Below are 26,217 nucleotides of genomic sequence, written 5' to 3'. Positions count from 1 at the left end.
CAGGCTAGGTACGATTCGGCCTGATTCAACTCGCTCAAGGCGCTCGCTCTTGATCTATGCTCAGATCGGCTATGGCAATCTTCCGAATCACGGTTGCTGAAAACGGAATGATCAGTGATGGCGAGGAGCGTCATACGACCTACGAGCGCGCCCGGATTTCAGCAGTTCGTTCGGCAGTCGCTATCCTGATGGATCGCAAGGGAAGCCGATCGACACTGTCGGCAACGTGCGAAATCACAAATGAAAGTAGTGGCTTACGTCGTCAGTTTGACGTTGCGATCTCAATTGGACCTGACCGGCGCGGGACAACGTTGCGCAAGCCGCTTGCTGCACCCTCACTATGAACGATGGTAATTCGCTTGATTACTACCGTCGGCGTGAAGCCACACATCGTGCGCGCGCTGCCGAGGCGCGCGATCCAAGCATTGCCAGGATGCATGCGGAACTCGCCGAGCGGTACGCGCTGGTGGTCGAAGCTCAGGAAGCAGTGGAACGTCGCAGGGGTGTGACCTCGGTGCGCGTGCCGCCTGCGGAAGGCGACCCGAAGAAGGCGGGCACCTAGCGGCCGCTCAGATTGTCAAACAGCGGAGCTTCGCCGCCGGACCAGCCCCACCTCGTCAACAGGTTGCTGGTGTGCATTGAAGCCCTTTGAGTCAGCGGCAAGCAGAGCCTCTGCCGCTTCCGCGGGCATAGGACGGCCAAATAGATAACCCTGTGCTTGGCCACAATTCTGTGCGCGCAGATAGGCCGCCTGCTCAGGTGTCTCCACGCCCTCGGCCACCACGGCAATCCCGAGCTGGTTTGCCAGTCCAAGCACCGCGTTGACGATGGCAGCGTCGCCTGGATCGGTCAGGAGATCCGCGACGAAGCTGCGATCGATCTTGATGACGTCGACAGGAAATTCTCGCAGGTGCTTGAGGGAGGCGTAGCCAGTGCCGAAGTCGTCAAGCGCTACGGTGACGCCGGCGTCGTGGAACGCGGCCAGCGTGTCGCCGACGCTGTCTGCTCCCCGGCCAAGAAACACGGTCTCAGTGACCTCGAGCTCGAGGAGCTCGGCGGGCAAGTCGTAGCGCCTCAGCTGTCGCATGATGCGGTCAAACAGATCGTCGCGGCGGAACTCGGCAGGGGACAGGTTGACCGCCACGCGCGTGAGCGCCAGTCCGGTGTCGCGCCAGCCCGCGAGATCGGCGCAGACCCGCTCGAGCATCCGCTCACCCAGCGAGATCGCCGCGGCGAGATCGTCGAAGGCGGCCGCGATCGTATCAGGACCCTGGATGCCCATGGTGTCGTGTCGCCAACGTAGAAGCGCTTCGAAACCCGACAGCGTGCCATCGCTTAAGCTGACTTTGGGTTGGTAGAATGGCATGACGCGATCGTCGCGAGCGACCATCCGCGCCACCGAGAGCATCGACGTACGCCGCTGCATGCTAGCGCGCATGTCCGGGCGGAAGCGTGAAAGTTCGCCTCGTGCGCTCGCTTTGCCGGAGTAAAGCGCGAGGTCAGCCGTCTTGAGCAGATCACGCGCGCCGCGTCCATCCTGCGGATAGAAGGCCATGCCAGCCGTCGCTTGGCAGTCGAGGGTGAGAGCATTGGTCGTAACGGGCGCGCGAAGTGAGCGGAGGGCGGCGCGAATGCGGCCCTCAGCAGCCTCTTGTGAGGGCGTCTCGAAGATCGTCGCGAATTCGTCCCCGCCCAGGCGGGAAACCACGACGTCGTCACCTAAGGCCACAACAAGCCGCTCCGCGACGGTCCTCAGCAGCAGGTCGCCGGCGTCGTGCCCAACCGTGTCGTTGGTCTCCTTCAAATGGTCGATGTCGAACAGCGCGAGCGTGAGCACGGGGTCCGCCGACCGGTCTGCGCGTGCAATGGCTTCGTCAAGAAGGCTGTTGAATGCGGCTCGGTTGATAAGCCCGGTCAGTGGATCGTGCTCGGCTGCCCACCTCACACGCTGCTCGGCGGTGAGCTGCTTGGTGACATCACGGATGGTGACGAGAACGCGTTCGATCCGCCCATTCGCAGACTTCACCCGCCATCCACTGGTCTGCATCCAGCGCAGGGCACGATCATTGGCACGGTGAATTCGGACGGTCAGCTCAAAGCGAGGGTGCGCGTCACCTTGGCTGATCGAGTCGACGAGCTGCTGGAGAATGGGTCGGTCTTCGGGAACGACCAAGGCGAGGGCGATAGCAGGCTCCGCCGGCACATCGGGCGCGAGCCCGAGCATGGCGCGAAAGACGTCTGACCATAGCCGCTTGCCGAGCAGAACGTCATAGTCCCAAATGCCGATCGCTGCCGCTTCCGCGGCCAAGCGGAAGCGCTCTTCGCTCGCCTGCAGCGCCGTTTCAGCCCGTTTGCGATCGTCGATGTCCTCCAGCGTGCCGAACCAGCCGAGAACCGCTCCGAAGCGATTAAGTCTTGGCGACGCACATGCGCGGAACCAGCGGTAGCCAGCAGGAGTGCGCAACCGATAATCGACATCCACTGACGACTTGCTCACGAGCGCCGTGTGCCATGCCTGCTTAGTCGAATCGATGTCGTCTGGATGAAGTGCGTCGAGCCAGCCGCTGTCTAGAGCACTGGCGACATCGATACCGGTTACCTCCGACCATCGAGCGCTGATTGTGCAAATGGCACCGCTTGCGTCTGCGCTCCAGCTGATATGCCGGGCCATGTCTACGCTGGCACGATAATGGTCAGCTTCGTGCTGCGCGGCGGCAAGCGCGCTCAGCAAAGGTCGAGAGATCGAATTCGCCTGTGAAGCGCTATGGTGTTTGACAGTTCTCCGCTGCATCGAACCAGATCCAAGCCCGCCTTATAGCTCCTCAGCGATCGCTGCGAAGCGCTGAGAGGAACCATGCACAGCAACAATTTAGACTGGGTTAGCGCAACCCTCATAAGCTAGAGAGACTACGGCGATTTATTAGACATAGGTCTGACGTGTGTCGGCCTGCCAACGCCGACGGGTCTCATGCAGCAAACCACGTATCACTCAAAGCATCGTCTGCAGACCGCTGCGATGTGTTGATTGCCAAGACGGATGGGCAGACGAAGGTAGGGCGGCCAGGGCGCGCGGCTGACCGTTTCTGGTTCAGGTCAATGGAAGCGTTCACCGCGCGCGAGCTGCTCGAGGATCTGTTGCATCCTGCGAGCTCGAGTCTCCGGCCGCTTGGCTGTCTGGAGGCGGTAGTAGATCGGGTAGAGGTTCTTCCGATCGAGAGTTCGGAAGAGCGCCTCTGCCTTGGGCAGGGCTGCCCGCGCTTCAAGAAAAGCGGCGGGATGACCATCGTGGCCGACCCCTCATAGGCGGTGTCCCAACGTCCCTCTGTGCGTGCCGCCTCGACATGGGCGAGCCCAGCCGGTGTCAAACGACCTTCAGCTACCAACCGCTCGGCACATCGCGGTTCTTGGGGGACCAGTTGGATCCTGGTAGGCGGGGCGTCAGGCGCTGCAGTTATGAGCGCTCGTCGCCAGCCGTCTTGAGGCCGTCGATCCAGCCAAAGCGGATCGCTTCCACGACGCACTCGGTCCACGTAACAGAGCGCTGTCCAGAACCATCCTTGTAGATGCGTAGCCATAGCTCGCCGTTGGTGGCGTGGTGCTCAGCAAGCCAGTCGGCGAGATCCTCAGCGGTCTGGAATGCAAGGAGCGCGGTTTGAGGGAGCGTCATCATCTGAAGCTAACCAAGGACGATTGTGCTGAGAAGCGGTCGGTCGCGGCCTCCTGCCAAGCGGCCTCTTCACGAGGGGGATGGGCCGTACGCACCCACGCCTCGCCTATCCCGTTTGCCGGGTCTCTCGCGTCAAAGCTGAGGTTTAAACTTGACTGAAGAAGGGGTTTAGCATAGTGAAAGCAATACCGCAGTAAGGAGCCGGATATGACCAACCCTGCCGCCGTGCATGGCAATTTCACAATCGAGCGGCGCTACCCGGTAGCGCCCGCCAAGGTGTTCGCCGCGTGCGCCGATCCCGCGATCAAGAAGAGCTGGTATGCGGAGAGTCACACCCACGAGCTCGAGGCGTTCGAGAGTGACTTCAGGGTCGGTGGCGCCGAGCGGCTCGCCTATCGGTTCGGCCCAGACACACCCTTTCCCGGCGTCGAGCTGACGAACGAGGGCGTCTTCCAGGACATTGTGGAAGGGCGGCGCATCATCATATCGTCTCGTATGGCGATCGCGGGCCGGCCGATCTCGGTCGCCTTGGAGACAATCGAGATCGCGGAGGCGGACGGCGGCACAGCCCTCACGTGCACCTTCCAGGGGGTGTTCTTCGAGGGCTCCGACGGTCCCGTGATGCGTGAGCAGGGCTGGAGCGACCTGCTGGATCGGCTCGGTCGCTTTCTGGCAGACTGACGTGGCGCGCCCACGACGGAAGGTCGACGCCGAGCCGATTGATCTGCTGCTCCAGGCGCTGGGGGATCCGACACGACGTCGCATGATCGAACGGTTGGGCGAGCGCCCGCATGCTGTCTCGGCGTTGGCTGACCTGGCCGGGATCACGCTCACAGCTGTCGGCCAGCACATCCGGCTTCTCGAGGAAGCGGGGCTTGTCACCAGTAGCAAGCTCGGCCGGGTCCGGTCCTGCCAGCTCCGCCATGAAGGCTTGAAGATCGTTGAGCAGTGGCTGGAAGCGCGGCGATCAGTTTGGGACAGGCGGCTCGATGCGCTAGGTGCGGTCCTATCGAGCCAGGGGGAAGGCGAGGGGTAAGGCTTGCGAGCTGCTCGCGTCGAACGAACCCATCCTTGGACGTGACTCTCCCGCTCTGGAGTCACAATGGCTGTCGGCTACGGCGAGCGCTGGGCGTGTGGCACGGCCTCCTTGGGGCTTCTGAGCCGCCCTGACGCGATCAGCCCGAGAACCAGCTGACTTGCACTCGCCCGCGAACAGCTTGAGGATGCGGAGCCTCATACGATTGAAGGATGACGTCGATGGCAAGTGAGCCGGTGAAGGGGCCCGCGTCCTACTTGCCGTCGATCGAGAGGAAGTACGGCAGGCCGATCGCTGAATGGCTGCAGATCATCCGAGACCGTCACCCTTCCAAGCAGATGGAGTTGGTGGCCATGCTGAAGGACGAGCACGGCATGGGACACGGGCATGCCAATGCGGTGGTGGCACACACGCTGGTGGAAAAGGGCTAGCTTGTTCCGCGCTCGCTTAAACGCGCAGCTACTCGGCCGTTGGCAGAACGAGCGGCTTCATTGAGAAAGGCAGAAACCACGCCTGAATGACGGCCTTTGAGTCGTAGGCACGATCGGGTAGGCAGCGGCAACGACCAATCGCAGCTCACGCGTCATTCGTCGCGGTAAGGCCTATGGATGGGAACAGCACGGTGAGCCGATCTTTCGGACGAGCGAATCGGGTGTTGAACGATCCTATCTAAGCAGCGCCATAACGCCATCCTGCGTCTGATTGGCCTGAGCCAGCATCGCTGTCGCAGTTCTGGTGACAATCTGAAATCTAGCGAGCGCGGTGGTCTCGGTCGAGAAGTCGTCGTCCTCGATGCGGCTGCGCGCGTCGGTGAGATTCGTCACGTTGGCCGTGGCATTGTTCACCGCCGACTCAAGCCGGTTCTGCGACGAACCCAGCGAGGCGCGCGCGCCCGAGACCTCGGCGATCGCCGCGTCATAGTTGGCCAGCGTGGCGCTGGTGCCGGCGGCGTCGAACGCCAGCGCGGTGACGACCGCGAGCTTCGAGCTGCCGCCCGCCGAGAAGTCGACCGACTTGAGCGTGACGGTGTCGCCGCTGTTGGCGCCGGTCTGGATCGAGAAGCCCGTCGCCGCGGTGGCGTCGAACAGCTTCTTGCCGTTGAACGAGGTGCTGGTGACGATCGAGCTGATCTGGTCCTTCAGCGCGGCCTGCTCGGCGCGGATCGAGTCGGTGTCCGTCGACGCATAGGTGCCGTTGGCGGCCTGCACGGTCAGCTCGCGCATGCGCTGCAGCATGTTCGAGACCTCGCCGAGCGCGCCTTCCGCGGTCTGCGCCATCGAGATGCCGTCGTTCGAGTTGCGGATGCCCTGGCTCATGCCGCGGATCTGCGAGGTCATCGAGTTGCTGATCGCGAGGCCGGCGGCGTCGTCCTTCGCCGAGTTGATGCGCTTGCCGGTGGAGAGGCGCTCCATCGAGACCGACAGCGCCTTGTTGGCGCTGTTCGAGGCGGTGGTGGCGCGCAGGGCCGAGGTGTTCGAGTTGATCACGGTCACCAGCCTACCTCCTGATCTGGTTGCAGCTACATTAGGCATCTTGCCTAAGCTATCCAAACGACCGCTGACCCAGCTCATTTACGTTATCAAGCACTCCTTAGACTAACGTCGTACGCCGAGATGGCGGTAAGATCAGAGGCCATCTCTTTGCTACTATGGTAGGCTTCGCGGGGGGCATTCGTCCACGCACAAACGCTCAGGGGCGCAATCCAAGCCATAAATCAATTTGACAGTCCGTGAGCCCGCCAATCAGACCAGCCGGACCGCTGCGAGGAGCGCCCGGATGGCTCGAGCGGCGAGATGAACGAGCGGCCGAAGTTGGTAAGTGGGGAGGGGCGCCTGAGTGACCGGTAATGGGTCCTCGATACGAGAGGGCGAGGGGCCGCAAGCGCCCCGAAGCGGACTTAAACGCATCAATTAAGTCACGATTATGTATTGCTCCACAGCAATGGAGGTGATTGCGCTCGGGACGAGCGCAGACTCTGGCGCTCGCCCCTTGATGGTCAGTTTGGTTGATGATGCGAGGTCTACGACGTAGCACAAGCTACCCGCCTCGGACGAGCAAGCCTCCACACTGTCGATTTTTGTGATGCTGCCACCTGCAAGTATGGCCTCCTCGCAAGTCGACTTGGCGTCGGAAATGTTCGGGCACGGCTCGGGCCTCAGCGTGCCTGAACGCACGGCCTCGACTGCGGCCTCCATCATCAACGCACCTTGAACGGCGATCCGCGCATTCTTCGCGGCGAACCACTCCGTTTCCTCGTTGGTGCCCAGTGAGGCGCATTGTGATCTCCAGATGCCCTCATCAGTTCGAGTCCTGGTCGAAGCTTTCCGGGGTAGGTGGATCACGTGGAACCACGCCTGAGCTTCTAGACTGTAGGGATGGAGCGGCGCGTCCTCCGGCTTCGCCGCTGCTTGCGTCGCGGCATACCACAGGGTCACAGCGTCACGGCGACAAACCCCGTCGAATTCTGTTCCGAACGCCTTCGTGGTTAAACCGACGCCGCGCAACTGCCTGAGCATTCCCGAGTCGATCTTCGTGATCGGTTTCAAAACCGACAAGAGATCGTGTTGGACGGTACGGTTCGCCTCGCGCGGTGAGAGTGCTTCACGCTGGCGGGTTGTCATTGCCTCCTGAGCAGCCGCAGGAGAAAGGGCAACTACGGCTATCACTCCGCCACCCAGCATCCTCGCCCAAGCTGATCGCACTGCGCTCTCTCCCACCGAACAAGCGTCGAAGGTGCCCGAGGCTGCCTCGATTGCCAACGTCCGCTCTCCTGCCATTGGCGGACACCGCGGTGGAGGTAGCCTCCGCCGCGGTCGACCGGCGGGGCATCCGAAAGCGCCGACACGCAGCCGGCTCGTCACCGCGCCGAGATCGACCGACTCGACCGCGCCGAGCTGAAGGAGGTTGCCGATCAGGCGGCGCGGGTCGGAGAGCGCGGTCATGTCGGGCGTCACTGTGGCAGCGCCGACGGCGCGGCGCGCTGGCGCGTGCCTGTGCCAGGCGGGTGCGACAGGTGCTCAGGGGCAGGCGGGACGTTCCTGGAAGTGATGAGCGGCGAGCGGCACCGTCTAGAGGCGGGCAAACTCTGGAGTTCGAACCGGATCAGCGCTCGTCCGGCTGCGGACACCCGCCGATACTGCGTTCATGGACTTCCAACGCAGTACGCTCGACGCCGCTCACCGCCATTCAATCAATCATCGAGCGGAGTTGGGACATAGCGATGTTTGCGGCTGCTTCTACTGTGAAAAAACATTCTTGGTCAGTGATGTAGCGGAATGGGTTGAGGACACGAGCGGCACTGCCCTTTGCCCTTATTGCTGCATCGACTCGGTCATCGGCTCCGCATCTGGCTTTCCCGTCACCAACGGCAATTTCCTCCGTGCGATGCATAAAAGATGATTCGGCTAACTCTCCGATTTCCTTCCAACAGTGGGAGTTAAAGTTTCTTCAGATCAAGGTACTGCTGTTCGCGCCTGACCGGCGATCGCTGGTCCTGAGCAAGTATGTTGCCAATCCAACTGATCAACGCGGGCAGGATCTCGGTTTCGATCCGATGCCGCGCGGTCTTCGCTTGTTCATTCGGTACCGAGCTCACTCGGACATACAACCGTTCATGAGGCACGTTCGGGTTCGCCGGCCAGAAATGAGCGTCAAACAGCTTGCCGGAGCTGCGGATCAGATGCGTGGCTATGGTCACGTCCGCGTCCGCAAGCGCCGCCTCCAAGGTCGACGGCTTGAGCGGGTAGCTTTGCCCCTTTGGCAGCTTCGCGGTCTCCGAGATCATCGGCCTACTCTGCTGGGTGTGCTTCGCCCGCGCAATGTCCGCCTCCCTGCCAATCAAGCCGGCCGGACAGCTACGCGGATCGCTCGGAAGGCTCCACCCGCGAGATGAACGAGTGACCGGGCTTGGGAGGCGGGCAGGGGCTCCTGAGTGACCGGTCCTGGGTCCTCGGCACATTAGGAGAGCGGCTACGCATTGGATTGCCAGCAGCCCGAAGAGCTAGGTCGAGGCGGCTTGGTCTCGAATGGCCGCGGCGATCGGCTGAAGCCCCGTCGTCGCGCTCGGCGCGACCACACTGTAGCCGATCCCACGGTCTGCCCAACTCACCTGCTGCACGTCATCGTAGCGTGTCGAGACCATGCTCGCGTCCTTGTCGATGTCCATCGGGCGGCTGAGCACGGCGAGGCGGGCACGACCGGCGCGATCGTAGAGCAGCAGGAGTGCCGGCCCATGGGGCGTCGCAACGATGCGGCCGCCCGTGAAGCGGTAGCCGGCCGCCGCGAGATCCGGCACCGCTACCCTGCTGCCGATCCGGCGCGACGCCCAGCTGACGAGCTGCCGCTGCTCACCTGCACCCATCTCGGCCGGGCGCTGCTCATCGAAGGCGTAGACGCGGTAGCTATAGCCGGCCTCCCGAGCGAGCGCGCCAATCCCGGCCTGCGGCGGCATCGTTCGCGTGCGCACGCCCCAGCCACTGCCGAAGCCGACCGCGAGGAGGAGCGCCGCGGCCACCGCCTGGAACCATGCGGGGCGTGCACGACGTCGGCTTTCCGCGATCGCCTCAACCCGCATCGTGGCGGGGACCGGCTCCGCCGCGATCGGGGCGAAGAGGCTCCGGAGCGCGCTACGCTGGTCCTGTTGCTGCCGCAGACGCGCCGCGATCTCCGGATGATCGGTGAGGTAACGCTCCACCACGGAACGGCGCTCGGCGGCGAGCCGGTCGTCGACCCAGGCGGTCAGATCGTCCTCACCGACGGGAGCCGTCACTTCACCCTCCTCAACCTGGCGCGCGCGCCAGCGCCGATCAGCTCGGCCAACCTGTCCCGCGCGCGCGACAGACGCGACATCAGTGTCCCGACCGGGATGCCGAGCACCGTCGCCGCCTCGGCGTAGGACAGATCCTCGATCGACACGAGCAGGATAACCGCCTTCTGGTCCGGCGGCAGAGCATCGAGGCTGCGCAGCAGGTCGCCGTGCTCGATCGCGTCGGTCTGCTCCGCGCGGACAGCGAGCGCCACTACGTCCGCTGTGTCGATCGAGACGACCGTAGGACGTCGCGGTGCGCGCCGGCCATGATCGACCAAGAGGTTATGCAGGATGGCATACAGCCACGGACGTACCGCGTCGCCACGCCGCTGGCGCCACGACGAGACGGCGCGCTCCAGGCAGTCCTGCACGATGTCGTCGGCCAGCGCAGTGTCGCGCAGCCACCCTCGAGCATAGCGCCGCAGGCCTGGGATGAGCGGCTCGATCAAGGCGGCGCGATCGTCCATCTCAGTCGCGCTGAACCTGCACGACGGTGCCCGATCCGCTGTCGCCCTTCTCCGCGACGATGAGCCAGCGCCGCCCCGACGTCGCCGCGCCTGCCACGATCTGGCGGATCGGCCCCGAGGTGTTGACGATGGCGGATCCCGCGGGATTGGTCATGAAGGTGGCGAGCGGCTCCAACGGACCCGTACCGTCCGGGCGTCCGCTGAGGGCGACGACATAGGCGTGCTTGGGCATCAAACCGGTGACTGAAGCCTGCAGCACCTGCACGACTCCCTGATCGAAGAGCGTAACGCTTGTCGCCGCCGATGCCGTGTCGCCGCGCGGCGCTAGGGTGAGATGCGTCGCGTTCCCGGCGGTGCCGAGCGGTTGCAGGTTAACGGTGCCCGCGCCGTTCGGGACCGCGCCGGGCACATAGGCGATCGCCTGCGGCGCCTGCCCGATCGGCACCATGGCGGTAACCTTGTTCCTCGCGGTGTCGATCACGGCCAGCTTGTCGTCGTTCTCGAGACCGACATAGATGCGCGAGCCGTCGCCGGATGGCCAGACCCCGTGTGGCAACTTGCCGACGGGGATGGTCGCAACCTGGCGGAAGTCACGGGTGCTGAACACCTTCACCTGGTTGAAACCGCCGACCGTCACATAGGCGAACTGACCCTTGGCGGAGTTGGCGAAGTTGACGTGGTTGGTGATCGGCCCTGTGTCGATGACCTGGCGTATGGCGAACGGCGGACGGGCGTCGAACGCGACCGTCTTGCCCACGTCCTTCAGCGTGAACCAGACCTGCTTGCCGTCGGGGCTCGCCGCGATGTTCGGGCAGAAGGGGCTGGGTTGCTGTACCCGCCCGGCCTCGCGGTGCGTCGCCACGTCGAACACGACCAGCTCAGGGTTGAAGGACGAACAGACGTAGCCGTAGCGACCGTCCGGCGAGAAGATCGTCATGCCCGGTCCTCCAGGCGTTTTGATGCGCCCCGTCTCCTCGTACGTCTTGGGGTCGAGCACAGCGATATAATCCTCTCCGCGCACGGTGACCCACACTTCCTTGCCGTCCGGCGTAAAGAAGGCCTCGTGCGGGCTGCGGCCGACATAGGTGGTGTGCTTGACGGCGTTCGTTGCCGTGTCGATCCAGGTAACTGAGTTGGAGCCGATCGACACCACCGCGAGGGTACGACCATCGGGCGAGAAGCCCAGCCCGTGGACGAGCACCTGGCCCTTGTAGAGCGGGCTGAAGTTGGCCGGCTGCGGGTCGCCGAGCTTGATTACGCCAAGAAGCGTGTTGGTGGAAGGATCGGTGACCGAGAGGGTGTTGGAGAACTGCTCGGCAGCATAGACCCGGTCGTGGCTGCTGACCGCGATGTCGCGGTGGTCCCATGGTGCCTGCACCTTGGCCGCGCCGGCCGTCACCGGTGCCGCCGGCCGGTCGTCGACCAGCGGGAGCTCGATCGCGGCCGGAGCGGCCCAAGGCGCGGACTGCGCACCAGCCGAGCTGGCGAGCAGGACGGCCGAAAGGAAGATGCGATTCATGTCAGTGCTCCATGGAAGGCCGAGAGGCGGGCTGAGGTGTCGTCGGCACGGCGCGGGATGGCGGCAGCGGCCGCCCGGTCGCCAGCTGCATCGCCGCGATCTCCTGCTGCTGATCGACGATGATCTCCTGAGCGATACGCTTAAGCTGCTCATTCTTGCCGTGGCGCAGCTCGGCCACCGCCATGTCGATCGCGCCCTGATGGTGCGGCAGCATCATCGTCACGAAGTCCGCGTCCACATCTCCGCTGGGCGCCACCATCATCGCCCTCATCATGCGATCCATGGCGGCCTTCACCTCGGTGACGTACGGGCTCTCGGGTGCGGCAGACGCCGCCAACCCTGCACTCGCGCAGAGGGTCAGCAGCAGCGCGGCACATGCGCGCGGTAACGAGCGAGGGGCGGGCACAAGTCATCTCCGATCAGACGGCTGTGACCTGAGACGTCGGTTCACCCGGCTTTATTCCGCGCCGATTTAGACTTTTTTCTTCTGGTGAGTTTGAGATCGGGCGGGCTTGCACGAAGACCGGTTCTGGCTCGCTCAATCACGGCCCGCGTGAGGCCGCTTCAGCGGGTCACGTCGCTCGCTGCGCGACTAACTAGTCCCGTCCGCTCGAGCTTCGCGTGATCGCGGTTTGTTCAGTTGACCCCGTCAATCAAACTTCGCCGAACAGCTCGCGCTGGCTCTTCTCCAGCTCCTCGCCGTAGCGGCGCCGCACGTGCGCCTCGGTGAGGAGGCCGAGCACCTTGCCGCCCTCGTCCACCACCGCCAGTTCCTCACGCTGCGCCGCGTCGAAGCACGCCATCACCGCGCGGATGTCCATCTCCGGCCGCAGCATCTCGCCGCGTCCCTGCGCCAACGCGAGCACCGGTGTGCCGTCGTCGACCGAGCCGTCATGCGCTGCGACGGGGTCGACGATCCCGGCGTAACGGCCGCCCTCGTCGAGCACGATCACGCGCTTGGTCGAGCCGAGCGGGAAGCGGCGGCGGAACTCGGCGGCGCCGGTGCTGCCCGCGACCATGTTGGGCTGCCGCCGCATCATGCGCCCAGCGGTGAGCGCCTTGACCCAGCCGACATCGCGCGCGCTGCGGATCGTCTCGCCGCGCAGGTGGAGGCGCCAGGTCGAGAAGGAATATCCGAAGAACTGGCGCACGATCGTCGACGACACCAGGCTGGCCGCCAGCACCGCTCCGGTGAGGCTGAAATTACCCGTCGCCTCGAGCACCAGCATCGTCATCGTGAACGGCGCGCCGATCACCGCCACCGCGAGCGCCGCCATGCCCACCATCGCGGCATTTCCTGGGTTGAGAATCGACTCTCCTGCCACCCAGCCGAGCGCGCCGGCGTACAGATGGCCGACCAGCGTGCCGAGGAACAGCGAGGCGAAGAACAACCCGCCGCGGAAGCCGAACCCGAGCGAGACGATCGATGCCAGCGACTTGGTCAGCAGGATCGTCGCCACGAAGGCGAGCGGCACCGCCGCGGTGATGTCGAGGTGGAGCGCGCTATGCCCCGCGGACAGAACCTGGGGCGACACCGCCGCCAGCCCTGCCAGCAGCGCGCCGCCGATCACCGGACGGCTCCACGCGGGCAGGCGCGCACGCGTCTGCGCCTCGACCGCGCCTACCGAGCGCATGATCGCGATGCCGACCAGCGCGCACAGCACGCCGAGCACGCCGTAGACGAGATAGCCGAAGCTATGGATCGCCGGCCCGCGCTCGACCGCGACTATGTAGGGGGTGGTGCCGAGCCGCTGTGACACCTGCGATCCCGCCAGTGCAGCGGCGACCACCGGCGCGATCGCCGCCGGGGTATAGGCGCCGATCACCACCTCGAAGGCGTAGAAGGCGCCGGCCAGGGGGGCGCCGAACGCCGCCGCGATCGCTGCCCCCGCACCCGCGCCCACCAGGGTGCGGACGTCCACGCGACGCAGCGCCAGCCAGCGCCCGCTCGCCGAGGCGATCAGCCCGCCGAGCTGCGCATAGGCCGCCTCGAGCCCGACCGAGGCGCCGAAGCCGTTGGACAGGATCGTCTGGCCCGAGACGATGGCGCTGTCGCGTGCGGAGAGCTGCCCGCCGTGCAGCGCATTGGCCTCCACCGCGTCGACCAGCGAGCGCCTCCGCGCGCCGACCAGCCGGTTGAACGCCACAAGTACCGCGCCGCCGAGCGGCAGCACGAGCAGCTGCCAGCCGTCGAGCGCGGGCGCGCCGCTGAGCCGCAGGTCGTCGGGCAGGCGGTAGAGGAGGTGCTGCAGCGCCCGCGCCACCGCGCCTTGCAAAACCGTGAGCAGCCCCGCGCCCATTCCGACCACCACCGCGACCAGCACGAACAGCAACTCGACCGAGCGCACGCGCGCGCCAAGCCAGCGCGACCAGGCGGGCCAGCGGCGTAGACCGCGCGCGATCACGTGCGCTTAAGAGCCGGGCGAGACATGGCACCGCAGTGCCCGCCCGCGCCTCAGCTGTCACCTCCTCGCACGACGCTCACGTCAGAATGAATGGAGGGTGTCAGTCAGATGGCTTGAGCACGATGACGCACTGAGGACGAACTGCGTGGTCCGTCGCCGGCGCCCGACAGCATGTCTCGTCTCTGCCAATCAGGCAGTCGGGCAGCTGCGCGGGACGCCGAAAGACCCGAATGTCGAGATGAACGAGACCGCGACGGCGAAGGGGCGGCAGGTGGCCCAGCGTGATCGCTGTTGCGTCGACGATCTAGACCGTCACTCCGCCGCAGCCCCAACTCTTGCTTGGTGTGCGCCGATGCCGGCTAAGACGCCGGCTGCCGATGCCAGCGTGGCATTATGCATGGGGGTGGCGGCGTCTCCGGCAGCCCATACACCTTCCACGGAGGTGGCCCCCCACTGATCGACCTTGATGTAGGGGCCGGTCGGTCCGTCCTCATGGTCGCACCCGAGAATGGCGGCGAGCGGGGTCGTCGGTGTTGTTCGCGGCGCTGTGAAGATTGCTGCGACGGTCAGTACGCGCCCGTCTTCCAGGCGGACACCATCGAGTGCGGGTGCCTCGCCGAGCAGCTCCACGACGGGCGTGCGCTCGACTGCCACGCCCCGCGCGGCGAACGCCTGGAGCTCGGCCGGCTCAGGTTCGAACTCCCCCTGCGTGAAGTAGGTGGTCGGTCCCCAATCTGAAATCAGCAATGCCTGGTGCGGCGACATGGGATGGGCGGCCAGCACGGCGAGCGGCAGGTCTCGCACTTCGTAGCCGTGGCAATAGGGGCAATGGAGCACGCTCTCACCCCAGCGCTCACGCAAGCCTGGTATGGACGGCAGCGTGTCCGTCACCCCTGTGGCCAGCACGAGACGTCGGGCGTGCTCCTCGGCGCCAGACGAGAGGTTGACGGCGAAGCCGTCATCGATCGGCTTGGCCGCGGAGGCCTCGCCGGTCCGGATATCCACCGTCGGATAGCGTAGAAGCTGAGATCGAGCGTCACGTAGGATCGAGGCCGGCGGCCGGCCGTCCTGACCCAGGAAGCCGTGAGCCTCGTCAGCGAACCGGTTCCGTGGCAGCCCGGCATCGACCACCAGAACCTTCTGTCTCGCCCGGGCAAGCTGCAGCGCAGCAGACAAGCCCGCGAAGCTACCGCCAATCACGATGACATCGTACATCTCGCACCTTTCAGAGCACTGTCGCTGTTACCTGACGAGCGTTGCCCGCTTTTGCAACAACGAAAGTGGCATGATATGCGGCTGCGAGGAGGACCGATGTTGTGGACGCCCGTCTGTCGAGAATGCTGCACCTGCTGATCCATATGGGGCGCATGGCCAAACCGCTGACCTCGGAGGCAGCGGCCACGATGTTGGGCACGAACCCTGTGGTCGTCCGCCGAACAATGGCGGGGCTGCGCGACGCGGGCTACGTTCGGTCGGTGAAGGGGCATGGCGGCGGATGGTCGCTGACCAGGGACCTGGAAGACATCACCATGCTCGACGTTCATCGAGCGCTGGGAGAGAACCGCATCTTCGCGCTGGGCCCCGCTGACCCGACGGCAACCTGCTTGGTCGAGCAAGCCGTCAATGCGTCGTTGGAGGGTGCGCTGCGTGAAGCAGAAGCTCTGCTACTTCGGCGCTTGAGAGACGTGACCCTCGCGAGCATCGCGGCGGATTTCGATGATCGCCTCGCCGAGTTGCCAGACAATGGCGGCAAGAAAGGGACGTAATAAGAAGATGAACGAATGACCGGAGTTAGCTAGCGGAGATGGGCGGCTGAAGGTCTGCTTATGGGTCCTCGCCACGAGAGGGAAGGGTGGGCCGGCAGCGCCGGAACTCAGACATCGACTAGCGCAGCTCGCTGACCCGGTAGCGGCCGCTCCCGATCCCGCCTATGCTTAAGCATGCGCTGGAACCCTTGGCTCATAGTTTTGCTCGCGGTCGCGGCTTGCAAAGCAAACCCATATTCGTCCGTTCCCGACGAGAAGCTTCATGCACGAGCAACATCGCTGGCGTTGCCGGAGAGATACGACCTCTACGTCGCGGTGCTGTACTCTCGAATACCGAACCGCCCCATCATCGCGGACGACATAGCCGCGCTCGGCGCTCCTGCTTGGCAGTATGTCATGGCCCGTGCCTTAGCCGGCGGCTCGGCCGAACTTTCCCAAGCGTTGCCCGTGCTGTACGCGTTCGAACGACGCTGCTCGCCAGATGAACTTGAGCGACTACTGAAACACGCTGATCGTGTATCCAGCGATGGCACGTCGCAGGCATTCAAAAACTCGATTGACAGTCTCTGCGGCACTTCGTTGCCTGCTGCCGGTTGATGCTCCCTTGCGAAGAGCACGTTCGCAAGAGCGGCCCTTTCGTTTCCTGCCTAAGCGACTGCGCTGCAAGCGCCCTTGCGGACGGTGCCGTGGTGGTGCAGCTTACACAGAGATGTATGTCAACGAGAACGTTAATTGCCCTACTGGTAGCTGCTGCGACCACGGTATGCGGCCAGCCGGGATTGCAACGTCAGGATCAATGGATCTGGGCGGTCGGAGAGGGGCAAACCACCGCTCCTGCGGTCATACGCGTGCGCCTTATCAGGTCGTACAATGACGTAGGCACCGTCACGTGCATGGAAAGCGGAACACTCATCTACGCCGTTATGGTCGAGCGCGGCGTCGCTATGACCATGGAAAACTGGGCGTGGGCGGAGGCGTATATCCTGTCCTCGCGCGATCACGTGTTTAGGCTAAGCCGGGCGGAGGTGTGGAAATACATCGACGCGAGACAAAATCCGGAGAACGACGGTGAAATGGCCAAGGCGTGCCGCCTCATTGAACGGGGCCTTTCCGCCTTCATCGGGGACATGAACCCGCGGGCCTATGAGGGGCCTAAATTCCCGCTCTCGACGGCGCCAGGCCGAAAATAGCGATCGCCACACCAACCTCGATTAAGCAAGTGCTAGTGGGAAGCGAGTTGGGTCCCTCCGCACGGGAAGCAAGAGGTCACAAGCGCCCATTCTCCGCCGCGTGAGGCACGCGGCCATGCTGATTGCCGCTTATCGCTCAGGTGCTAGAATGCGTTGAGTAAGGGAGAGTAGTGGCGATGATAGGCGTCCTTTTAGCCGCGGCAGCGTCAGCAGCTTCCTGTCCCGTCGAGCGAGCGAAGTATGTGTTCCGGAACGACCCAAGCGTGACTGCCTACTTTCGCCCGGTCGAGAGCGGGCCGGATTGGCCGAGCCGCATCGCTCTGGCAGTGCATTACGAGAAGACGGGCCGAACATATTGGTGGCTCCCGTGGAATGGTGGATCGGACAGCCTGCAAAACGTAGCGTCGACGGAGGATGTTACGGCAAGGGGTTGGAAGGCTCCTAGCCCTGACGGCGGTCCTCGCCCGTTTGGCAACAGGCAGTACATCGCAACCGATGCCTTCTATAACATTGCGGATCACGTGCCTCTGCGAGGAGATCCTGCACCAGGCCATATGCTTTTTCCAAATTCGGCGGGATCCGGTGATACGGCCTTCTTGAATAGGCAGTTCTTTGATTTTGTCGGGTGCCGTAAAGCCGGCGAGTAATAGCTCCGGTTTGAAGCCGGTTGCCGGAAACTTTGCAGTATGTCCTCCCCTCTACAAGGCGGCCTCACGGCTTCCCCCCCCCCCAATCTGGCCAGCCAGACAGCTGCCGGATTCGCTGGGAAGGCTGGAGCGGCGAGATGAACAAGCGGCCGGAGTTGGGAGGCGGCTAGGAGCCCCCGAGTGACTGGTTCTGGGTCTCGGCGCGAGAGGGCAAGGGGGTTGCAAGCGCCCATTAGGCGACATTCCCTGACGTGTTGCCCGCACTCGAGGGCTGCTTTGAGACGTTCCTGCGGTGGGTGGATCACTTCCTTGCAAGAAGCACCAAGAACTTACATTCTAACCGTTTCCAGCGTCTGCGCTAGCCCCCGTCGACCTATTAGGAACTTCGGCCATGCAAGATCCAGAATATCAAGGTGATAAGAAGGAGCTTTGGAAGCGTGTGGCTCCCGCGCTCGTCGGAGGGCTAGCACTACTCGCCATTCCAAGAGCCGCAATGACGGCGCTCCTGACACCGATGCTGTTTGACGCACCTGGCTCAACCTCGAAACTTAGCCCTTATATCATGTTGATCATTCTTCTCGCGAGGCCCGTAATGCTGCTTAGCACCGTGATATTGTCCTTTATCGTTTTTAGACGCTTCTCCCACGGACGGTTCGCAGCGCTGCTCGTCTTGCCCGCACTCTGGTGGACAAGTTACCGGGCGTTCATCGCAGCGGCGGCGTGACGTAAGTCGCAAGCTTCGGCGTTGCCTGCTGCGGGAACGTCCGCTCTCCTGCCAGAAGCGGACACCGCAACGGAGATGCCCTCCGCCGCGTCACGTTTGTACGCCTTTCAGATCTCCTAGGCCGCACGCAGGCGGTCGCACCCGCTCTGTATCCTCAGGTCGTGGCTCACTGTCCGTCTGTGCTGCGTGCTGTCTTCGCTTGCAGCGCCTCCAATTCGGAAGCTAGCGCCTCCAGCGAAAGCATTGACTGATTAAGCGCCTCGATCATCGACTCTCCGAGGGTTTCCGACGCAAGAGCTTGGTAGGCGGCAGCTTCGGCGCGGAGGTGTGCTGGATCATTCATCGCGCGTCGGACCTAGTGCGAACTTCTCTGGTCCACGTTAACGCTGATCAACCCGGTGATCCTCAGAGCGCTCATCGAGGCTGAGGTTACCTCCGCGCGGTCACCAGCCGGCATGTTCGCTATCGCTCGTATCCTCCGGAGAGCCGCCCATCCGCTTTCCCTGCCAAATCAGGCCAGCCGGACAGCTGCGCGGAACGCCCGAACGGCTCGAGCGGCGAGGTGAACGAGCGGCCGGAGTTGGGAAGCGGGGAGGGGCACCTGAGTGACCGATCATGGGTTCTCGCTCAAGAGAGACGGGGGTAGCAAGCGCACACTGGCAGACGCTCGTTTTCAAAGGCATCCTGACGGTATGAAAACCTACGTTCTAACGGCGTTGGGGTGCGCGTTTTGGCCCGTGTCCTTGATCTCCGCTATAGCGTTTTTCTGGCACTCCGGCCTCTACGATGATCGTGGCACCTACAATCATGACACCATACCTCTTCTAGGTATCCCCCTGCTGATGATCGTGCTCACGTTGACCCTCGCTCGGCTTGCGAGGCGTGATCCTCTTCCTGGCGCGTTGATAGTCGGGGTCTCATCGCTAGCGTTCAAAGCAGCTTACGTTTGGCTGGGTTTCGCATTCCAAGCCGTCTAGACTTTTAGCAGGCACACTGCGGCGAAGTCGTCCTCCGCCGCGATGCCGTTTGTGCCCCCCTGCGGACGCCCCGAGCGCGCTCCTGTACCCGCGCGAAACCCGCTTGCGACGACCGTTAGCGCCCAAACCTTGCCCGCAATCCAGCCGCCTTAAAGCGGTCGTTCGTTCACAAACGCACCTTAAGCGGCATGTCACAGCTGACTGCACTTCAGGTCAATAGCGGCTGCAGCGAGATCGGAAACGTGCCCCCCCAGCATGCGCCGCTCTTTGTCCAAGCAGCGCTGCCTCGGAGTCCGCTCATCCTTTGGCCGCAGAGCTTGACGAAGCACAAGCAAATCGGCCTGCGTGAGCGGATAGGTCGAGGGCCGTGCCGGTAAACCGGACGCCTCGCCCTGCTGCGTCGCAATTGGGGTGACTGATTGCGCGACTGAAGCATCAGCGAGGATGGCTGTGCAAACCAGAAAAGCAGCTTGGATTATAGCCACGCCACACCTCACCAAATCGACGTGCCGGTATTCGCGGTTTTTACCACGGCATGCAGACCTTTAAGGTCCCGAACGGATCTTCCTCGGAGATGGAACGTCGACTGCCGCAGCAGCTATCGGCGTTCGCCTTGCCGAAACCCGACCAGCCGCTTTCCTGTCGTCAGGCCAGCCGGACAGCTGTGCGGGGAGGCCCGGGAGGCTGGAACGCCGACATGAACGAGCGTCCAAAGTATGGAGTACCGGCAGCCGGCTCTGAGTGAGCGCGAATGGGTCGTCACTCCGCACCGATGATGGTGCCGACGTGGACCCCTTCACGGTGCGATTGATGAAGAGCCGGGTCGGGCGGTCACAGCTTAGGCGATTTTCTCAGCACGAACGCTCGGCTTCGCCTGCGATCCTCGTGTCGAGACGGCTTTCGGCTGGAGGATCTACTTGCTAGCCTTGTCACAAATCGGAGGGCGCAATGCGGCAATGGTGGGTCATGGGCGTGGCGATATGGCCCGCGGCGGCGCTGGCGCAAACGGGGCAGGGCGCGCAGAGTGGACAGACCGCGCAGGGTGACGTGCAGGTTACCATCTACAACAATGGCGTGTCGCTGGTTCAAGACGCCCGTACGCTTACGCTGGCTCAAGGGCGCAGCCGCCAGGAATTTCCGGACGTTTCCGCACAGATCCGTCCGGAAACGGTGACGTTGAGCGGCTCGGGTGTGGGCATCGTCGAGCAGAACTTCGATTACGACCTGCTGTCCCCGGACAAGCTGATGGAGAAGGCGGTCGGCCGGGTCGTCACCATCGTTCGCACCAACCCTGCGACCGGCGCGGAAACCCGCGAGCAGGCGCGCGTGCTCGCGGCGAACGGCGGCATCGTGTTGCAGATCGGCAATCGAATCGAGGTGCTGCGTGACGACGGGCTGCCAGTGCGGGTCGTCTTCGATGAGGTGCCCGAGAACCTGCGCGCTCGCCCGACCCTGTCGGTGACAGTCGAGGCGGCGCAGGCCGGGCCGGTGCAGACCCGGCTGTCCTATTTGACACCGGGGCTGGGCTGGACGAGCGATTATGTCGCGCTGTTCGACGAGAAGGCGGGGGCGATCGATGTTCAGGGCTGGGTGACGCTGACCAACAACACCGGCACGACCTTCGCCCGCGCCGAAACGCTGCTGGTGGCCGGCAACGTCGGTGGCGCTGCTAATCGCTTCGCCGCGCTGGGCGACGAGGCCGCGATCGAGCAGGCGGGCACCGAGACGGGCACCCGCCAGCGGCTTGGCGATTTCTACCTCTATCCGCTCGCCGAGCGGACGACGCTCGCCAACGCGCAGCAGAAGCAGGTCAGCTTCCTCGACGTGAAGGCGACCGCCGCGCGGAAGGCGTACGAGTTCAGCAACGGCTGGCTGGGCGGCAACGACGTCCCGCGCAGCGCGGCCACCGCGATCAAGTTCTCGACCTCGCGCGCGGGCGGGCTGGGCGATCAGCTGCCTGCGGGCACCGTTCGCGTCTACATGCGCGACGCGCGCGGCGATCCGCAGTTCATCGGCGAGAACCGCATCCCGCACACGCCGATGGGGTCGTCGATGTCGATCCGGACAGGCGAGGCGTTCGACGTCAAGGTCAAGGTCTTGGTCGCCGAGCGGACCCGCCTCGCGAGGGGGCGTTGGCGAACCAGGATGGCCTACACGCTGACCAATGCGCGCGACGCGCCGGTCACCGTCGACCTGGCGCAGGACGGGCTATGGGGCGACGTCAAGGTCGTCGATCAGAGCTTGTCGGGCGAGCGCGTGTCGGCCGACCGCATCGAGTGGAAGGTGCCAGTGCAGGCAAACGGCGCGACCGACCTCACAGCGACGTTCGACACGCGGTACTGAGCGGTGCTGCGGCGGGCCTTACTGCTGTTGCTGCTGGCGCTCGCGGCGCCCGCCGCGGCCGAGCCGCAGGTCGTGGTGTCGCGCGACGTGTCCGACGTAGCGGTGACGGTGTACCGCGATCCGTATCGCACGGGCGCGATGCAGGGGAACTGGCCGGGCGGCTACGCCCTCATCACCGAGACTCGCACGATCACAGTGCCGCGCGGCGACAGCCAGATCCGCTTCGAGGACGTCGCGGAGGGGCTGCTACCGGAAACCGCGATCGTCACGGGTCTGCCGAGCGGCGTGCGCGAGAAGAACCGCGACGCCCGGCTGATCTCTCCGGCCGGGCTGGTCGACGCCTATCTGAAGAGGCGAGTGCGGCTGCGACGCACTGACCCCGCCACCGGCAAGGTCCGCGAGGAGACGGCGATTGTCCGGGCCGGGCCTGACGGCGGCGTTGTGCTGCAGACTGAGATCGGGGTGGAAGCGCTGCGCTGTTCGGGGCTGCCTGAGCGGATACTCTACGACCGGCTGCCCGACACCCTCACAGCACGGCCGACGCTGTCGATCCTGACGCGCGCGGCGCAGGCGACGACCGCGACCGTCCAGCTGACGTACATGGCGCAGGGCTTTGATTGGTCGGCTAATTACGTCGGGCGATTGGCGCCCGACGGTAACAAGGTGGCTCTGTTCGCGTGGCTCACGGTCGCCAATGGTGGGCAGCAGAGCTTTCGCGACGCGCGGCTGCAGGTGATCGCCGGCAAGCCTAACAAGCGCGGGAACGCGCCTCCGCCACCTCCGCCAAGCGCGTGGCTGGACCTGCAATGCTGGCCCATCGACGTGACGAGCACACACCCAAAGCGGGTGTTCACGCCGCTACCGCTGCCGTCGGGCAATGACCTGTCGGCGTTCAACGCTGTCGGCACCAATGCCGCGGGTAGCTTTGAGACGCGCAAGCAGCGGCGGGCGAGGGAAAAGCGATTGCAGGCCGAGGCGTTCTTTGCGGACGGTGCGGACATCGTCGTGACGGGCGCGCGGCGTTCCGTCTCGCAGCGTCGAGAGCTTTTGCAGATGGCGGCCATGGCCGCTCCCCCGCCACCGCCACCGCCGCCTCCACCCCCGCCTCCGCCGCCGCCCGCGCCGGCAGTTGCGGTGGCGAAGGGCGCGCAGGCGCAAGTCGAGGCGCTGGGCGACTTGAAGCTGTACCGGGTGCCGATGCGGGTTACCGTCGCGGCCCAGGCGCAGAAGCAGGTCGCGATGCTCGTGCAGCCTTCGGCCAGCTTCGAGCGCGTGTACCTGATCGACGCCGCAGGAGGTTACGTGTCGGGGCGCGCGGTGCAACCCACGCCATTCGAGCTGCGCGGCCGCAATGTCGGAACGGAGGGGCTGGGGGTGCCGCTGCCGGCCGGATCAGTGTCGCTGTTCGCCCGCCGCGGAGGGCGCGAGCTGTTTGCGGGCGAGGCTTCGATCGACGATCTGGCGGTCGGCGAGAAGGTCTCGCTCCCATTCGGCGAGACGCTTGACATGGCATGGACGCGCACTCTGCTCACGCGAAGCGCCAGGCGCGAGCAGTGGCGGATCGATGTCAGCAATGCGCGGAACACGATGATCAAAGTCGAGATGACGCTACCGTTCGGGATCAAGGGGCAGCCGGCGGATGCCAAAAGGGGCGAACGAGGTTGGATCCTTCCGTTTGACCTCGCAGCCAATGAGATGCGCAGCTTTAGCTATTTTATCGAAAGGTAACCGACCGCCGGCGTCGAAAAGCGTTGCCAACACACATGGATGACGTTGAGCCAATGTTTGCTTCAGGGCCGCTTCTTGAGGTCCGTATATCGTGCGCTCGAGCCGTGAGGTTTGGAAATCTCCGGACGACAATGGCCTAAGTTTTGAGAGTTGCACCTACGGGCTAGGGTGGCAACCTACGCCTCCTTAGCTAAGATGGGCAATCAACGTCAGGAGCTCGCCGGATGAAGGTCGTCCCCATACTCGCCTTGTCGACAATCGCCCTTGCGGGCTGTTCCAATTCCAAGGAGGCGAACAAGAGCAACTTCGAGCATGCGATCAACGAATGGATCGAGAAGGGACCACCATGTCTCGACGTCCCCGACGGGACAGTCACCGCACCGGGGCAGAAGTATAACGCGCTTCCTGCCTATGTCGAGGCTACGCCGAAGGCGCAGCCCTTCGCGGAGGAGTCCCGACAGAGGCGGCTTGCGCCACTTGAGGCCCTTGTCGATGCGGGTCTCATGAAGAAGACGACGACTGTAATCGAGCAGGAGAATATGTTCGGTGGTGCCGAGCGCAAGGTGGCCGTTCTCGCCTATGACTTTACCAGCGAAGGTAAGGCAGCCTTTGAAGACGATGCTAGGCCCTCGGTGATGGGCGGTAAGCGGTCCGGCCTATGCTACGGTAAGCCGCACGTCGACGAAATCACTAACTTCACACAGCCAGCCGACATGATGGGTATGACGCTCTCGCAGGTGAGCTATAAGTACCATCTGGCGGACCTTCCCGGATGGGCAAAAAACCAAAAGATGAAGGCCGCTTTCCCTAATCTGGCACGTAATACCGCAGAGAGCCTTGATGCCAAAGCAGCCGTCATACTGACGAACGACGGATGGAAGCACGAAAAGGCGATCTAATTGTCAGCGTGGTATACCAGCCCGCCCCTCTAATTGCCACCAGATGGCCAGCTTGCCGGATGATCGACGGTCATCCGGCAACCTGAATGAATGTCTGGTTGCGGGACCCTGTGAGTCGCGGCCGGAAGACTGCTTTTGGGTCCTCGGCACGAGAGGGCAGGGGCCGCGAGCGCCCAGATATGGACGTTCTGACGCAGCGGGAGCAAACTCCGAATCCGACGCTCAGGGGGGGCTAATGAATCGGATCGTATCGATTCTGTTCGCGATCGTGTGGGCAACGTCCGCCGGGTCGCTGGTAGCTCGAAGCTCGCGACTGAAAGACGCGCAGCTAATAGCGGCCGAAGAGAAGGCATGGTTTGAGCGACAGCCGCCTGCATTGAAAAGAAGGATAATGGTAGATCTGCGAAGCGCAAAAGTTTGTATCACGAACTTCAAAAAGCGCGATGGGGGAAAGGACGCTCGGTCGGCCGCCGGCAAGCCAAGGCTGAGGTTTCTTACTGGCGTCTCCAACGGCGTTGAGGTCTATCATACTTTGCCAGGCTTTGGTGATTGTCGCCCCCCTTTTTCTAATTACGGCGAAGATGATCCCTTTGAGGAACTGCCGGAGGGTTGGTCTGGCCCGCCGCGAACAATGAAAATACAGAGATTGTGCGAAGCGTCGGCTTCGAAGTATGCGGCTGCTTTCAATCACACCCTTGCTATAATGAAGCCTGAAACGTTCAAAGCGGCCTGTCCCAGTTTGCAGCGAGACGTTAAATAGAACGGTCACGTTTGCAGATCGCCACCTGAAAGCTGCCCGTCCGCAAACCTGCCAGAAACGGCCGGGCCGCAAGCGCCCGGGAAGCTGACGTGCGCGGCTTCCTAAGCGCCCCCGAAATCAGGCGCTGGTTCATCAATCGCGTGCCGTTCCAGTGAGACCAACTGAATAGCTGACGACCCGCTGGTCGGACCGGTCGCGTTCAATCGGGCGGCAAATCGCACCAAATAGAAGCCAATTCAGGGCTGATAAGCTCACCGGGAAACATCTTATTGGATCGGGCGCATGAGGGCTTGGATCTAGATCAACGACAAAGGCAGGTCAGTAAGGTAGATCAAGCGCGCACTCATGACATGATCGGGGTTGCGCGCTAATGAACCATGATTCTCGCTCCAACCCTTACCGGCGTATCGCGGACAAGCGCAGCGGCTTGCGCGTTGTTGGATCAGGAGATGCACCGCTCTTAGCGGTGTCCAGAACCCCTTCGGATCATCGTTTCAACCCTGAGCTGAGTTTGCTGCCGTATCGACAGTCGGCTGCGGCATAGTGGAAGAGCGGAGCCTCGGGGGTCGCGTCCTCGTGATCGACGACCATCCGCTCACGCGGGAGGGGCTTTCGCTTGCTGCTCGTGCGGCGATGCCCGGAGTGTCTTTGGTCGGCGTTGGCTCAACGAAGGAAGCAATCGGCGCCGTGCAGCGAGGCGCATGGCGCATGATCCTGCTCGATCTCCAACTGCCCGATGCGCACGGCCTCTCGGCACTGCTGTCCTTGCAGGCACATGCGCCAACGACCAGGATCGTGATCGTCAGTGCCACCGAGAAGCCGAGCTCGATCGAGGCTGCTCGTGCGCTTGGCGCCGCAGGATACCTCTTCAAGAGCTTGCCGCTAGACACGATCGCGGCACAACTGCGGGCGATCGATGGGGGACAATCGATATTTCCGCCGGCTGATGCAGCACTCGCGACCAGCGACCTTAAAGCCAGGCTCGACACTCTTTCGCCCGCGCAACTCACCGTCCTGATGGCGCTGGCGGATGGACGGTCGAACAAAGAGATCGCGCGCGAGCTCGACGTCACCGAAGCCACCATCAAGGCACACCTGACCGCTGCTTTTCGGAAGCTCGGGGTGAGCAATCGCACGCAGGCGCTACTGACCATTCAGCCGGTCATCGGTCGATGAGACGCACAGAACTCTTGGCGGGAGAAGGCTAATGAATACAGCTAGCTAGCTTGATATGGTTGGGGAGCCAGGAGACTTATCATAGTGTGTTAGTAACGTAGGGTAA

Annotated in this window: 24 protein-coding genes and 1 pseudogene; 13 read left to right on the top strand and 12 right to left on the bottom strand. The window is 63.7% G+C overall.

Features of this window, described 5'->3' with window-relative positions; all coding sequences use genetic code 11:
• The first annotated feature begins 71 nt into the window (after positions 1–71).
• Together K7957_RS18360 and K7957_RS20625 are read left to right on the top strand one after the other, a co-directional pair.
• Positions 72–344, top strand: a complete 273-nt coding sequence (locus K7957_RS18360) for a hypothetical protein (protein ID WP_223014062.1) — start codon at positions 72–74, stop codon at positions 342–344.
• An 89-nt stretch (positions 345–433) separates the two neighbouring features.
• On the top strand, positions 434–562 hold the full coding sequence (locus K7957_RS20625; protein WP_281422892.1) for a hypothetical protein: 129 nt from the start codon (positions 434–436) through the stop codon (positions 560–562).
• Positions 563–577: 15 nt separating this feature from the next.
• Here the strand turns inward: K7957_RS20625 and K7957_RS18355 are convergent, their stop codons facing one another.
• The 3 genes and pseudogenes from K7957_RS18355 to K7957_RS18345 all read right to left on the bottom strand — a co-directional run bounded on the left by K7957_RS18355 (position 578) and on the right by K7957_RS18345 (position 3,670).
• Positions 578–2,731, bottom strand: coding sequence for a putative bifunctional diguanylate cyclase/phosphodiesterase (locus K7957_RS18355; protein WP_223014061.1), 2,154 nt, complete (start codon positions 2,729–2,731; stop codon positions 578–580).
• 362 nt (positions 2,732–3,093) lie between these two features.
• Positions 3,094–3,264 (bottom strand): annotated as a pseudogene (locus K7957_RS20820) (YdeI/OmpD-associated family protein); the annotation flags it as partial.
• Positions 3,265–3,451: 187 nt separating this feature from the next.
• The gene (locus K7957_RS18345) at positions 3,452–3,670 is read right to left on the bottom strand and encodes a YdeI/OmpD-associated family protein (RefSeq protein ID WP_223014059.1); all 219 of its coding nucleotides are present in this window, start codon (positions 3,668–3,670) and stop codon (positions 3,452–3,454) included.
• 204 nt (positions 3,671–3,874) lie between these two features.
• On the opposite strand from K7957_RS18345, the gene K7957_RS18340 reads away from it, so the two are divergent.
• The 3 genes from K7957_RS18340 to K7957_RS18330 all read left to right on the top strand — a co-directional run bounded on the left by K7957_RS18340 (position 3,875) and on the right by K7957_RS18330 (position 5,134).
• Entirely contained in the window at positions 3,875–4,348 is a 474-nt protein-coding gene (locus tag K7957_RS18340; RefSeq protein ID WP_223014056.1) for an SRPBCC domain-containing protein, read from the top strand.
• Position 4,349: 1 nt separating this feature from the next.
• Complete coding sequence (locus tag K7957_RS18335; protein ID WP_223014054.1) at positions 4,350–4,703, top strand: ArsR/SmtB family transcription factor; 354 nt, start codon at positions 4,350–4,352, stop codon at positions 4,701–4,703.
• 221 nt (positions 4,704–4,924) lie between these two features.
• The gene (locus tag K7957_RS18330) at positions 4,925–5,134 is read left to right on the top strand and encodes a DUF4287 domain-containing protein (protein WP_223014053.1); all 210 of its coding nucleotides are present in this window, start codon (positions 4,925–4,927) and stop codon (positions 5,132–5,134) included.
• A 234-nt stretch (positions 5,135–5,368) separates the two neighbouring features.
• On the opposite strand, the gene K7957_RS18325 is transcribed toward K7957_RS18330, so the two are convergent.
• From K7957_RS18325 to K7957_RS18285, 9 genes are all read right to left on the bottom strand, one after another.
• Positions 5,369–6,196, bottom strand: a complete 828-nt coding sequence (locus K7957_RS18325) for a flagellin N-terminal helical domain-containing protein (protein WP_223014051.1) — start codon at positions 6,194–6,196, stop codon at positions 5,369–5,371.
• Between the two features lie 417 nt (positions 6,197–6,613).
• Complete coding sequence (locus K7957_RS18320; protein ID WP_223014048.1) at positions 6,614–7,645, bottom strand: hypothetical protein; 1,032 nt, start codon at positions 7,643–7,645, stop codon at positions 6,614–6,616.
• Between the two features lie 494 nt (positions 7,646–8,139).
• Entirely contained in the window at positions 8,140–8,487 is a 348-nt protein-coding gene (locus tag K7957_RS18315; protein ID WP_223014044.1) for a hypothetical protein, read from the bottom strand.
• A 216-nt stretch (positions 8,488–8,703) separates the two neighbouring features.
• Entirely contained in the window at positions 8,704–9,471 is a 768-nt protein-coding gene (locus K7957_RS18310; protein ID WP_223014043.1) for an anti-sigma factor family protein, read from the bottom strand.
• Positions 9,468–9,977: an RNA polymerase sigma factor gene (locus K7957_RS18305; RefSeq protein WP_223014040.1), complete on the bottom strand. Its 510-nt coding sequence runs from the start codon at positions 9,975–9,977 to the stop codon at positions 9,468–9,470. The genes K7957_RS18310 and K7957_RS18305 overlap by 4 nt, the downstream gene beginning before the upstream one ends.
• 1 nt (position 9,978) lies before the next feature.
• A complete protein-coding gene (locus tag K7957_RS18300) occupies positions 9,979–11,496 on the bottom strand; it encodes a YncE family protein (protein ID WP_223014038.1) in 1,518 nt (505 codons plus the stop codon).
• Between the two features lies 1 nt (position 11,497).
• Entirely contained in the window at positions 11,498–11,779 is a 282-nt protein-coding gene (locus K7957_RS18295) for a DUF305 domain-containing protein (protein ID WP_223014037.1), read from the bottom strand.
• Between the two features lie 370 nt (positions 11,780–12,149).
• Positions 12,150–13,901: a chloride channel protein gene (locus K7957_RS18290; protein WP_223014028.1), complete on the bottom strand. Its 1,752-nt coding sequence runs from the start codon at positions 13,899–13,901 to the stop codon at positions 12,150–12,152.
• A 312-nt stretch (positions 13,902–14,213) separates the two neighbouring features.
• A complete protein-coding gene (locus tag K7957_RS18285) occupies positions 14,214–15,116 on the bottom strand; it encodes an NAD(P)/FAD-dependent oxidoreductase (protein WP_223014026.1) in 903 nt (300 codons plus the stop codon).
• A 101-nt stretch (positions 15,117–15,217) separates the two neighbouring features.
• Here K7957_RS18285 and K7957_RS18280 point away from each other — a divergent pair, with 101 nt between their 5' ends.
• From K7957_RS18280 to K7957_RS20710, 8 genes are all read left to right on the top strand, one after another.
• Positions 15,218–15,667 carry an Rrf2 family transcriptional regulator gene (locus K7957_RS18280; RefSeq protein ID WP_343228467.1) on the top strand — a complete coding sequence of 150 codons (450 nt, stop codon included), beginning with the start codon at positions 15,218–15,220 and terminating at the stop codon, positions 15,665–15,667.
• 174 nt (positions 15,668–15,841) lie between these two features.
• Positions 15,842–16,264 carry a hypothetical protein gene (locus K7957_RS18275; protein WP_223014025.1) on the top strand — a complete coding sequence of 141 codons (423 nt, stop codon included), beginning with the start codon at positions 15,842–15,844 and terminating at the stop codon, positions 16,262–16,264.
• A 116-nt stretch (positions 16,265–16,380) separates the two neighbouring features.
• Positions 16,381–16,857 carry a hypothetical protein gene (locus K7957_RS18270; RefSeq protein WP_223014023.1) on the top strand — a complete coding sequence of 159 codons (477 nt, stop codon included), beginning with the start codon at positions 16,381–16,383 and terminating at the stop codon, positions 16,855–16,857.
• Between the two features lie 1,038 nt (positions 16,858–17,895).
• Positions 17,896–18,228 (top strand): hypothetical protein, encoded by a 333-nt coding sequence (locus K7957_RS18265; protein WP_223014021.1) that lies wholly within the window; start codon positions 17,896–17,898, stop codon positions 18,226–18,228.
• Between the two features lie 1,925 nt (positions 18,229–20,153).
• Positions 20,154–21,548 carry a DUF4139 domain-containing protein gene (locus K7957_RS18260; protein WP_223014019.1) on the top strand — a complete coding sequence of 465 codons (1,395 nt, stop codon included), beginning with the start codon at positions 20,154–20,156 and terminating at the stop codon, positions 21,546–21,548.
• 3 nt (positions 21,549–21,551) lie between these two features.
• The gene (locus K7957_RS18255) at positions 21,552–23,276 is read left to right on the top strand and encodes a DUF4139 domain-containing protein (RefSeq protein ID WP_223014017.1); all 1,725 of its coding nucleotides are present in this window, start codon (positions 21,552–21,554) and stop codon (positions 23,274–23,276) included.
• A gap of 224 nt (positions 23,277–23,500) precedes the next feature.
• A complete protein-coding gene (locus K7957_RS18250; protein ID WP_223014015.1) occupies positions 23,501–24,175 on the top strand; it encodes a hypothetical protein in 675 nt (224 codons plus the stop codon).
• A 1,336-nt stretch (positions 24,176–25,511) separates the two neighbouring features.
• Positions 25,512–26,111 (top strand): response regulator, encoded by a 600-nt coding sequence (locus tag K7957_RS20710; RefSeq protein ID WP_343228466.1) that lies wholly within the window; start codon positions 25,512–25,514, stop codon positions 26,109–26,111.
• The last annotated feature ends 106 nt before the right edge of the window (positions 26,112–26,217 follow it).

The sequence above is a fragment of the Sphingomonas yunnanensis genome (genome assembly GCF_019898765.1).
In the GTDB taxonomy this organism is placed as follows: domain Bacteria; phylum Pseudomonadota; class Alphaproteobacteria; order Sphingomonadales; family Sphingomonadaceae; genus Sphingomonas; species Sphingomonas yunnanensis.
The sequence above is the reverse complement of the archived record's forward strand: the minus strand, read 5'-3'. Positions and strand labels throughout refer to the sequence as shown.

What these genes read in the sequence shown, in the direction of transcription:
- K7957_RS18360 (WP_223014062.1), top strand. Translation starts at nt 72, where the DNA reads ATGGCAATCTTCCGAATCACGGTTGCTGAAAACGGAATGATCAGTGAT.
- K7957_RS20625 (WP_281422892.1), top strand. Translation starts at nt 434, where the DNA reads ATGCATGCGGAACTCGCCGAGCGGTACGCGCTGGTGGTCGAAGCTCAG.
- K7957_RS18345 (WP_223014059.1), bottom strand. Translation starts at nt 3,670, where the DNA reads ATGATGACGCTCCCTCAAACCGCGCTCCTTGCATTCCAGACCGCTGAG.
- K7957_RS18340 (WP_223014056.1), top strand. Translation starts at nt 3,875, where the DNA reads ATGACCAACCCTGCCGCCGTGCATGGCAATTTCACAATCGAGCGGCGC.
- K7957_RS18330 (WP_223014053.1), top strand. Translation starts at nt 4,925, where the DNA reads ATGGCAAGTGAGCCGGTGAAGGGGCCCGCGTCCTACTTGCCGTCGATC.
- K7957_RS18320 (WP_223014048.1), bottom strand. Translation starts at nt 7,645, where the DNA reads ATGACCGCGCTCTCCGACCCGCGCCGCCTGATCGGCAACCTCCTTCAG.
- K7957_RS18315 (WP_223014044.1), bottom strand. Translation starts at nt 8,487, where the DNA reads ATGATCTCGGAGACCGCGAAGCTGCCAAAGGGGCAAAGCTACCCGCTC.
- K7957_RS18305 (WP_223014040.1), bottom strand. Translation starts at nt 9,977, where the DNA reads ATGGACGATCGCGCCGCCTTGATCGAGCCGCTCATCCCAGGCCTGCGG.
- K7957_RS18300 (WP_223014038.1), bottom strand. Translation starts at nt 11,496, where the DNA reads ATGAATCGCATCTTCCTTTCGGCCGTCCTGCTCGCCAGCTCGGCTGGT.
- K7957_RS18295 (WP_223014037.1), bottom strand. Translation starts at nt 11,779, where the DNA reads ATGGATCGCATGATGAGGGCGATGATGGTGGCGCCCAGCGGAGATGTG.
- K7957_RS18285 (WP_223014026.1), bottom strand. Translation starts at nt 15,116, where the DNA reads ATGTACGATGTCATCGTGATTGGCGGTAGCTTCGCGGGCTTGTCTGCT.
- K7957_RS18275 (WP_223014025.1), top strand. Translation starts at nt 15,842, where the DNA reads ATGCGCTGGAACCCTTGGCTCATAGTTTTGCTCGCGGTCGCGGCTTGC.
- K7957_RS18270 (WP_223014023.1), top strand. Translation starts at nt 16,381, where the DNA reads ATGTCAACGAGAACGTTAATTGCCCTACTGGTAGCTGCTGCGACCACG.
- K7957_RS18265 (WP_223014021.1), top strand. Translation starts at nt 17,896, where the DNA reads ATGCAAGATCCAGAATATCAAGGTGATAAGAAGGAGCTTTGGAAGCGT.
- K7957_RS18260 (WP_223014019.1), top strand. Translation starts at nt 20,154, where the DNA reads ATGCGGCAATGGTGGGTCATGGGCGTGGCGATATGGCCCGCGGCGGCG.
- K7957_RS18250 (WP_223014015.1), top strand. Translation starts at nt 23,501, where the DNA reads ATGAAGGTCGTCCCCATACTCGCCTTGTCGACAATCGCCCTTGCGGGC.